This is a genomic window from Lentzea nigeriaca (genome assembly GCF_016907955.1).
GTDB lineage: Bacteria > Actinomycetota > Actinomycetes > Mycobacteriales > Pseudonocardiaceae > Lentzea > Lentzea nigeriaca.
Genome location: NZ_JAFBCX010000007.1, coordinates 392,569 through 400,848, shown reverse-complemented (window position 1 = coordinate 400,848; position 8,280 = coordinate 392,569). Strand labels below are relative to the sequence as shown.

Here is an 8,280-nt window from a genome sequence, read left to right as displayed (position 1 = left end):
ATCGCGCACGTGAAGGCGGCGCATCTGGAGACGTCGCCGCTGCAGCAGGCGCAGGACGCGTTGGCGTTCGACAACTACGTCAAGGCGCACACCGTCCTGCTCGAGCAGATGCTCGACCCTGCGTTCAACCAGGCGATCTGCTGATGAAGCGCGGCCTGGCCGGCGTTGTCCTGGCCGCGTTCGCCGTGCTGACCTCGACCGGCTCTTCCTGGGTCAGCACGGTGGCCGCCGCCGAGACACACCAGATCCCGATCGCCCGTTACGCCTACGTGCCCGCCACGATGACCGTCCACCTGGGCGACGTCGTCACGTGGACCAACCAGGACGAGGCCTCCCACGACGTCGCAGGCGGTACCTTCCGCTCACCGATGCTCGCCACGGGACAGTCGTGGAGCTTCACGTTCACGCAACCGGGCACGTTCGACTACATCTGCTCCGTGCATCCGGACATGCGTGCGAAGATCGTCGTCCTCGCCAACGAAACGACCGCCGCCCCACCACCGCCAGTGCAGCAGCAGCCGGTCGTGCAGCAACCGGCACCGACGACCACGATCAGCCCGGCGCCTCCGACCGCCACCTCGACCAGTGCTGTTGCGGCGGTCGCGGCACCGCGGCCAACGTCGTCGGCGTTGCCGCCGATGCTGCTGCTCGCGGGCCTGGTCGCGGCGGTCACGACGTTGTGCCTGCTGATGATCAGCTCGCGGCCGGACCGGACCTGACGTCCCACGCCTGCCGCCAGGCCTCCTACCGCCGCAGGACGGGCCGTCACGGGTGACGAAGGTTGGCGAGGGAACCGAACCGGCATAACGTGGGTCATACCGGTACATGAGCAGTAGGAGGTGTGTCCCGGTGTACATCGACGAGAACGGTGCGGCCGACGCCGAGCTGAAGGTGACCGTCGAGGACGAGGAGTACACCGCCGACGTCACCTTCGACCTCAACCACGACGGTGTGAACGACTCCGCCGTCGTCGAGACCGATGACGGTGGACACCTCGCGTTCACCGACACGAACGGCGACGGCGACGCCGATCTGATGAGCACGTTCGACAAGGACGGCAATCTCCTCAGCCAGGCTCGGTTCGAGGAGAATTCCGGTGAGTGGGTTGCCGTCGACCCGCACGACACTCAGCAACAAAAAACAAATTCCGCGCCTCAGCAGACGATTGTCGTGCAGACCGACGGGGGCGATCGAAACGTCGGTCAGGCGACGGAGGACACCGATGGCGACGGCAAGGCCGACACGGCTGTAGTTCGTGACGACGACGGCGACACCTGGCTGTTCACCGACAAGAACGCCGACGGCAAGGCCGACCTCGCGACCGAGATCACGCGGTCGGGCGAGGTCACGATGTCGGAACACCGTGGTGACGACTGGGTCGAGGTCGAGCACGGGCACATCGCGTCCGACGGCCGGTACGTGACGGACTCCAAGAGCGGCATTCTGGACGACTCGGACGACTGGTTCGAGGAAGAACGGTTCGACGGGGTCGTCCGAATCGATTCCACCACCGGGCAGTGGATCAGCCCGAACTGAAGCGCAGGTCACAGGCCCCGGTGTGGTGAGAACCGCACCGGGGCCTCTTGTGTTTTTCCGACCTCAAGCGCGCCTTAACGCCGTCCGAGTGCTGAATCGATTCCAGAATCGGTTTTGTGAGAGAAGCGACAGGCTGGGGGTGCGTTACCTGCCATTCACCGGGCTAACCTCGATCCATCCCCTTCCATGCACGCCCGGCCGCACCGGGCGTCTGGAGCTATTCCCGAGGACGACGAAGTCCCCACCGGACGACCCACCGCGGTCCTCGGGCAGCCGAGGCGTTCAGTCAGGAGACGAGACGAGATGACGGCAGTGACCATTCCCGGTCTCGACAACGCACCCACCAACCACGCGCGTTTGCTCGCATGGGTTCAGGAAGTCGCTGAGCTGACCTGCCCCGACGAGGTTGTTTGGGCGGACGGGTCCCAGGGTGAATGGGACCGTCTCACGCAGAAGCTCGTCGACGCCGGCACCTTCGTGCCGCTCAAGAAGAAGCCCAACTCGTTCTGGGCCGCCTCGGACCCGAGCGACGTCGCTCGCGTGGAGGAGCGCACGTACATCTGTTCGGTTCGCGAGGAAGACGCGGGCGCGACGAACAACTGGATGGACCCTTCCGAGATGAAGGCCATCATGACCGAGCTCTACCGGGGCTGCATGCGTGGTCGCACGATGTACGTCATCCCGTTCTGCATGGGCCCGCTCGATGCGGAGAAGCCGATGCTCGGTGTGGAGATCACCGACTCGGAGTACGTCGTCGTCTCGATGCACATCATGACCCGCATGGGCACCAAGGCCCTCGCGCTGTTCGGTGAGGACGCGGACTTCGTCCCGGCGCTGCACTCGCTCGGCGCGCCGCTCGAGGCCGGCCAGCAGGACGTGCAGTGGCCGTGCAACGAGACCAAGTACATCTCGCACTTCCCGGAGACCCGGGAGATCTGGAGCTTCGGCTCCGGCTACGGCGGCAACGCGCTGCTCGGCAAGAAGTGCTACTCGCTGCGCATCGCGAGCGTGATGGCGCGCGACGAGGGCTGGCTCGCCGAGCACATGCTGATCCTCAAGCTCACCTCGCCGGAGAACAAGGTCTACTTCATCGCGGCGGCGTTCCCGTCGGCCTGCGGCAAGACCAACCTCGCGATGCTCCAGCCGACCATCCCCGGCTGGAAGGTCGAGACCCTCGGCGACGACATCGCGTGGATGCGCTTCGGTGAGGACGGCCGCCTTTACGCGGTGAACCCGGAGAACGGCTTCTTCGGCGTCGCGCCCGGCACCGACTACCACACGAACCCGAACGCGATGCGCACCATCGCCAAGGGCAACTCGCTGTTCACGAACGTCGCGCTGACCGACGACGGCGACATCTGGTGGGAGGGCATGGGCGAGCCCCCGGCCCACCTCACCTCGTGGAAGCACCAGGACTGGACGCCGGACAGCGAGGAGCTCTCCTCGCACCCGAACTCGCGCTACTGCACGCCGATCGAGCAGTGCGACATCAAGGCGCCGGAGTGGGACGACCCCAAGGGCGTGCCGATCTCGGCGATCTTCTTCGGTGGCCGCCGTGCCACGACGATCCCGCTGGTCACCGAGTCGCGCGACTGGCAGCACGGCACCTACATGGGCGCCACGCTGTCGTCGGAGACCACGGCCGCCGCGGTCGGCAAGACCGGTGTCGTGCGCCGCGACCCGATGGCGATGCTGCCGTTCATCGGCTACAACGCCGGTGACTACTTCCAGCACTGGGTCGACCTCGGCAAGCGCGCCGACGCCGACAAGCTGCCGAAGATCTTCTACGTCAACTGGTTCCGCCGCGGTGAGGACAAGCGGTTCCTGTGGCCTGGCTTCGGCGAGAACTCGCGCGTCCTGAAGTGGGCGATCGAGCGCATCGAGGGCAAGGCCGCCGCCACCGAGACCCCCATCGGCTACGTCCCGACGGCAGCCGACCTGGACCTCGAGGGCCTGGACGCGCCGGTCGAAGACATCGAGGCCGCGCTCGAGTTCAACGCCGACGAGTGGCGTGCCGAGATCCCGCTGGTCGAGGAGTGGTTCGACAAGATCGGTGAGAAGGTCCCGACCACGCTGCGTGACCAGCTCGAGGCCCTGAAGCAGCGCCTGGGCTGAGTTCCTGGGTGTGTTCGATGGCCCAGCGGTCAACGGCGACCGCTGGGCCGTCTTTTTGGGGTACTACTAGTGGTGTGACGCAGGACGAGGACTTCCTCGGCGGACTCCATTTCGACGGCACCCGGCGTGATGTCGAGGTCGGCCCGACGACGGGCATCGTGCGCTACTACCCGGTGCCGCCCGCTCCTCCCGCCCGCACGCCGTGGTGGCGCTACACCGTCGTGTTCATCCTCGGTTTAGCGATCGGCACCGCTGCGGGCATCGTCCTGTGCAGCAATTTCCTCTGAATCAGTGCAGTTCACCGTCCCTTTGAGACGAAGTTGTCCACAGGTGTGGACGACTCTGTGCACAGGTTGTGGATAGCTGTGGACAGCCGTGGGGACTTCTCCACAGCTCGCGAAAACGGTCTTGCCACAGGAATGAACCTGCCCCACTCCGGGAACGTCTTAGGTACGTGATGACGGTCACGAAGATCGTCGCCGGAGGAGAGGGAGGTGTGCCGTGGGGATCGCAGGAATCGCGATGCTGGTGCTGTCCCTGGCCGCCGTGCTGATGGTCGTGATCGCCGGATCAGTTCGGGAGCGGATTCTCGCGGAGTCCGAGGAGCGTGCCGTTGAAGGTCCTGGTGGCCTCCGCGTAGCAGATCGCGTAGGTCCAACCCTCTGACCAGCCCTGGGAACCGGGCATCCGCCACGCCGGGAACACGTCGGTGCGCTTGTCCGAGCCCACGTAGTCGTGCACGGCCTTCGTGCACTTGTCCTTGACGATGGCGTTCATCTGGTCCTTGGACGGCGTGGGGTCGCTGTACTTGCCCAACGGCACGATGCCGCCGGGGACGGCTTCGGCCATGTGCGGGCCGTTGCAGGCGGTCGGCTTCACGTCTGGGTCCTTCGACGGGGAGCCGCCGAGGCAGATCTGGTACGTGTTGAAGCTGGAACCCTTCAGGACGTCCTTCAGGGAACCCTTGCGGGGCAACGCCTTTCCGTCGGCGGTGAGCTCGACGACGGTGCACAGCCGCCAGCGGTCGCCCTTCTTCCAGCTCGCCTCGTTCGGCCAGAACGCCCAGACCTGCAGGCGGGTCGCACCGGCGTCGGGGCTGCCGAGGTAGTCGCTGATCGTCCCGTAGCACGACGGCAGCGCGGCCTTGCGCAGCGCCTGCGTGTCCGGGTAGGTCGACGGCAGGCCCGCCATCTCGCCGACGCCCATCACCTCGGCGTCGTGGCTCGCGGCGCAGTCGACCGGCTTGAGCTCCGAGGAGTTCATGCACTGCCCCACCTTCGGCAGCGTCGGCGCGTCTGCGGCGGCGGTGGACGGCATCGGGCCTGGGACTGCCTGACCACCGACCTGGATGGCACAGGCGCTCAACGCCCAGACGATCGGGATGATTGCCACCGCCAGCCGCACACGAGTCACATCACAGAGACTAGGGCCTTGACTTGATCGGCGATGTCGCGACGCTGTTTTTCGAACGCCGGATCCGTCAACGCGGCCGGATCGGCGGGCTGGCCGAGCACCGGCGTGTGAAGGTGCCCGCCGAGGACATTCGTTGCGCCGTAACCGATTCGCACGCGGTTGGCCCGGTACATGCTCTCGTTGGAGAGGTAGTCCCCGCCGCCACCGACAGCCGCGACGCGCCCCGGTGTCGGCTCGTCGGTGCGGCAGTCCTGCGTGCTGCCCACGACGACCCACTCGCAGAAACTCCGGTTCAGCACGACGGGGAACGGGCCGGTGCCCGCGTCGATCATCTTCTGGAACGGAAGCGTCGTCTCGATGAACTCGGTGGCGGGCTGCGGCCAGCCCGCGGCGTCCGGGACGCTGCCGTACGAGCCGACGTTGTCGTTGTCCGCCGAGCCGCCACGCCAGCGCGCCGCCCACCGCTCGATGTCGAAGCGCCCAGGCCTGCCCTGGCTGATCGTCACGAACGCGTCGGGCCTCTGTTCCAATGCGGATCCGTAGAACTGCTCGACGATCCCCTCGTCGAACCCGCCCCACAGGACCGGCAGAACCGCCGCCTGCAGCACGGCTTTGCCGGTGGGTGTGGTGATCTCACGGCCGTCGAGCTGCAGCGCCGCCGCACCGGCCGGGTTGGCGCGCCGCACGTTCGTTCCGGTGAGCTGGAACGGGTCGAAGCCGGTCACCGCGATCTTGCGCACGCCCGGCCTGGCAGGGAACACCGAGTCGCGCAGTCCCCGCGAGGCCCAGTCGAACTGCTGGACGAGCTTCGCGCGGTCGTGCACGGAGAGCGTGAACCGCGGCTTCCACTGGCGCAGCGCGGTGGTGAGCCGCAGACGCGCCCAGTACAGCGGGCGGTCGTCGTAGGCGTCGTGCGGCAACGGCTGGGTGCTCTGCGCACGGGCGACGGCGGCCTTCCACAGCGCGTTGCCCTCGCGTTCCGCGAACTGTTGCGCCTGCCTCAGCACGCTCTGCCGGCAGAGCTTGGTGGTGAAGTCCGTGACGCGGCCGTCGAACCCGGCGAGCTTCACGAGAGAGGGCCCGACGGCGGGTCCGCCGGCCACGAGTGTGTCGTCGAGCCGTTGTTCCTCGACGGTCAGCGGGACGGTGGTGTCGTAGCAGTCGCTGTCCTGGGCGTGGGCGACGCCCGGCACGACGGCGAGGCCTGCCGCGATGACGAGTCCGGCGATGATTTTCACGGTTCGATCTCAACGGAAAAGGGCCACCCGTCGAAACCGACGGGTGGCCCATACCGTTAACTGAGTTGTCTCAATGGGTCGCGACGGGCTTGACCCTCGGGCTGTCCTCGTCGACGTGGTAGTCGGACGGGTCCGTCTGGTCGGTGCCGTTGAACACCTTGGCCCGCTTGGCGATCAGCGTGACGATCACCGCTACCAGCAGGTTGACGAAGAGCGCGACGATGCCGACGTAGATCTGCGTCGTCGACGCCCCGAACGGGTGCCAGCCGAAGATCGAGATCTTGCCGAGCGGCAGAGCCGAACCGGCGAAGTGCGCCTTGTTCACGGCCGGGTTGCCGATGTTGTACAGCAGCCACATGCCGTAGCCCATGCCCGCGACCCAGCCCGCGACCAGGCCGTAGACGTGGAACCAGCGGGTGTAGAGCGCGATCGCGACCGCCGGCAGCGTCTGCAGGATCATCACGCCGCCGATGAGCTGCAGGTCGATCGAGAACTGCGGGTCGACGAACACGATGAACGCCACCGCGCCGAACTTCACGACCAGCGACGCGATCTTGGCCTGCTTGGCCTCCTGCGCCGGGGTGGCGTGCTTGTGGATGTACTCCTTGTAGACGTTGCGCGTCCACAGGTTCGCCGCCGCGATCGACATGATCGCCGCCGGCACCAGCGCGCCGATGCCGATGGCCGCGAACGCGACACCCGCGAACCACGACGGGAAGTTGTGGCCGAAGAGCTCCGGCACGATCGTGTTGGTGTCGGGACGGCCGGTCGCCTGGTTGACGATCGGCTTGGTGCCCGCGCTGATCGCGACGAAGCCGAGCAGCGCCAGCAGGCCCAGCACCAGCGAGTACGCCGGCAGCGCGACCATGTTGCGCTTGATGACGTTGCGCCCGCGGCTTGCCAGGATGCCGGTCAGCGAGTGGGGGTAGAGGAACAGCGCCAGCGCGCTGCCGAGCGCCAGCGTGGCGTACTGCAGCTGGTTGGTGCCGGTCAGCAGGATGCCGTCGGTCTTGGACGGCGTGCCGTCGAACTTGGCCTGCGCGTGGTTGAAGATCTCGCCCCATCCGCCGAACTTCGCGGGCAGGTAGACGATCGCGACGAGGATGACCAGGTAGATCAGGATGTCCTTGACGAACGCGATCAGCGCGGGTGCCCGCAGACCGGACTGGTAGGTGTAGAGCGCGAGGATCACGAACGCGATGAACAGCGGCAGGTGGCCGAGGATGCCGCCGCCGTTGAGGCCCATCGACCGCAGCACGGCCTCGAGGCCGACGAGCTGCAGCGCGATGTACGGCATGGTCGCGACGATGCCGGTGATGGCGATCAGCAGCGCCAGCCAGTGCGAGCCGTAGCGGCCCTTCACGAAGTCGGCCGGCGTGACGTAGCCGTGCACGCGGCTGACCGACCACATGCGAACCAGCGGCAGGAACACGATCGGGTACAGGATCACCGTGTACGGCAGCGCGAAGAACCCGGTCGCGCCCGCGCCGAACATCAGCGCCGGCACCGCCACGAACGTGTAGGCGGTGTAGAGGTCACCGCCGACCAGGAACCACGTGATCCAGCTGCCGAACTTCCTACCGCCCAGACCCCACTCGTCGAGGTGGTCGAGCGTGTCGCCCTTCTGCCACCGCGCGGCCACGAAGCCCATGACGGTGACGAGCAGGAAGAGGGCGCTGAAAACGATCAGCTCAGTCCACTGCATCACTTCGCTCCCTCGTCCAGGTCGTCGACGCCCAGCTTGTCCGGCTTCCCGGTGACGACCGGCTTGTCCTTGGTCTTGACGTAGACCAGGCCCACGCACAGCACGCCGAGGGGCACGAACGCGAACTGGTACCAGTAGAAGAACGGCAGCCCGAAGAGACGGGGCTGGTCGATGTTGAACCACGGCGTGATGAGCATGAGCAGCGGAACGAGCAGCAACAGGTTCCAGTTGCTCCAGCGCAAGCCGGTCTTGGGATCCGACGGCATGGTGGGC

General features: G+C 66.8%; 8 protein-coding genes. 4 read left to right on the top strand and 4 right to left on the bottom strand.

All coding sequences use genetic code 11. The annotated features are described in order from the left end of the window. Positions 1 to 143 precede the first annotated feature (143 nt). From JOD27_RS26520 to JOD27_RS26505, 4 genes are all read left to right on the top strand, one after another. Positions 144 to 719, top strand: a complete 576-nt coding sequence (locus JOD27_RS26520) for a cupredoxin domain-containing protein (protein ID WP_204764961.1) — start codon at positions 144 to 146, stop codon at positions 717 to 719. A 130-nt stretch (positions 720 to 849) separates the two neighbouring features. Further along, positions 850 to 1,536: a hypothetical protein gene (locus tag JOD27_RS26515; protein ID WP_204764960.1), complete on the top strand. Its 687-nt coding sequence runs from the start codon at positions 850 to 852 to the stop codon at positions 1,534 to 1,536. 303 nt (positions 1,537 to 1,839) lie between these two features. Further along, a complete protein-coding gene (locus JOD27_RS26510) occupies positions 1,840 to 3,651 on the top strand; it encodes a phosphoenolpyruvate carboxykinase (GTP) (protein ID WP_204764959.1) in 1,812 nt (603 codons plus the stop codon). A gap of 74 nt (positions 3,652 to 3,725) precedes the next feature. Next, complete coding sequence (locus JOD27_RS26505) at positions 3,726 to 3,938, top strand: hypothetical protein (RefSeq protein WP_204764958.1); 213 nt, start codon at positions 3,726 to 3,728, stop codon at positions 3,936 to 3,938. Between the two features lie 283 nt (positions 3,939 to 4,221). Here JOD27_RS26505 and JOD27_RS26500 read toward each other — a convergent pair whose 3' ends face one another. The 4 genes from JOD27_RS26500 to JOD27_RS26485 form a co-directional block, all read right to left on the bottom strand. Beyond that, positions 4,222 to 5,064: a septum formation family protein gene (locus JOD27_RS26500; RefSeq protein ID WP_204764957.1), complete on the bottom strand. Its 843-nt coding sequence runs from the start codon at positions 5,062 to 5,064 to the stop codon at positions 4,222 to 4,224. Beyond that, positions 5,061 to 6,302 carry a pyroglutamyl-peptidase I gene (locus JOD27_RS46790; protein WP_204764956.1) on the bottom strand — a complete coding sequence of 414 codons (1,242 nt, stop codon included), beginning with the start codon at positions 6,300 to 6,302 and terminating at the stop codon, positions 5,061 to 5,063. Before JOD27_RS46790 ends, JOD27_RS26500 begins: the two co-directional genes overlap by 4 nt. 70 nt (positions 6,303 to 6,372) lie before the next feature. Further along, entirely contained in the window at positions 6,373 to 8,007 is a 1,635-nt protein-coding gene (mctP, locus tag JOD27_RS26490) for a monocarboxylate uptake permease MctP (RefSeq protein ID WP_204764955.1), read from the bottom strand. After that, positions 8,007 to 8,273: a DUF3311 domain-containing protein gene (locus tag JOD27_RS26485; RefSeq protein ID WP_204764954.1), complete on the bottom strand. Its 267-nt coding sequence runs from the start codon at positions 8,271 to 8,273 to the stop codon at positions 8,007 to 8,009. Before JOD27_RS26485 ends, mctP begins: the two co-directional genes overlap by 1 nt. Between the last annotated feature and the right edge of the window lie 7 nt (positions 8,274 to 8,280).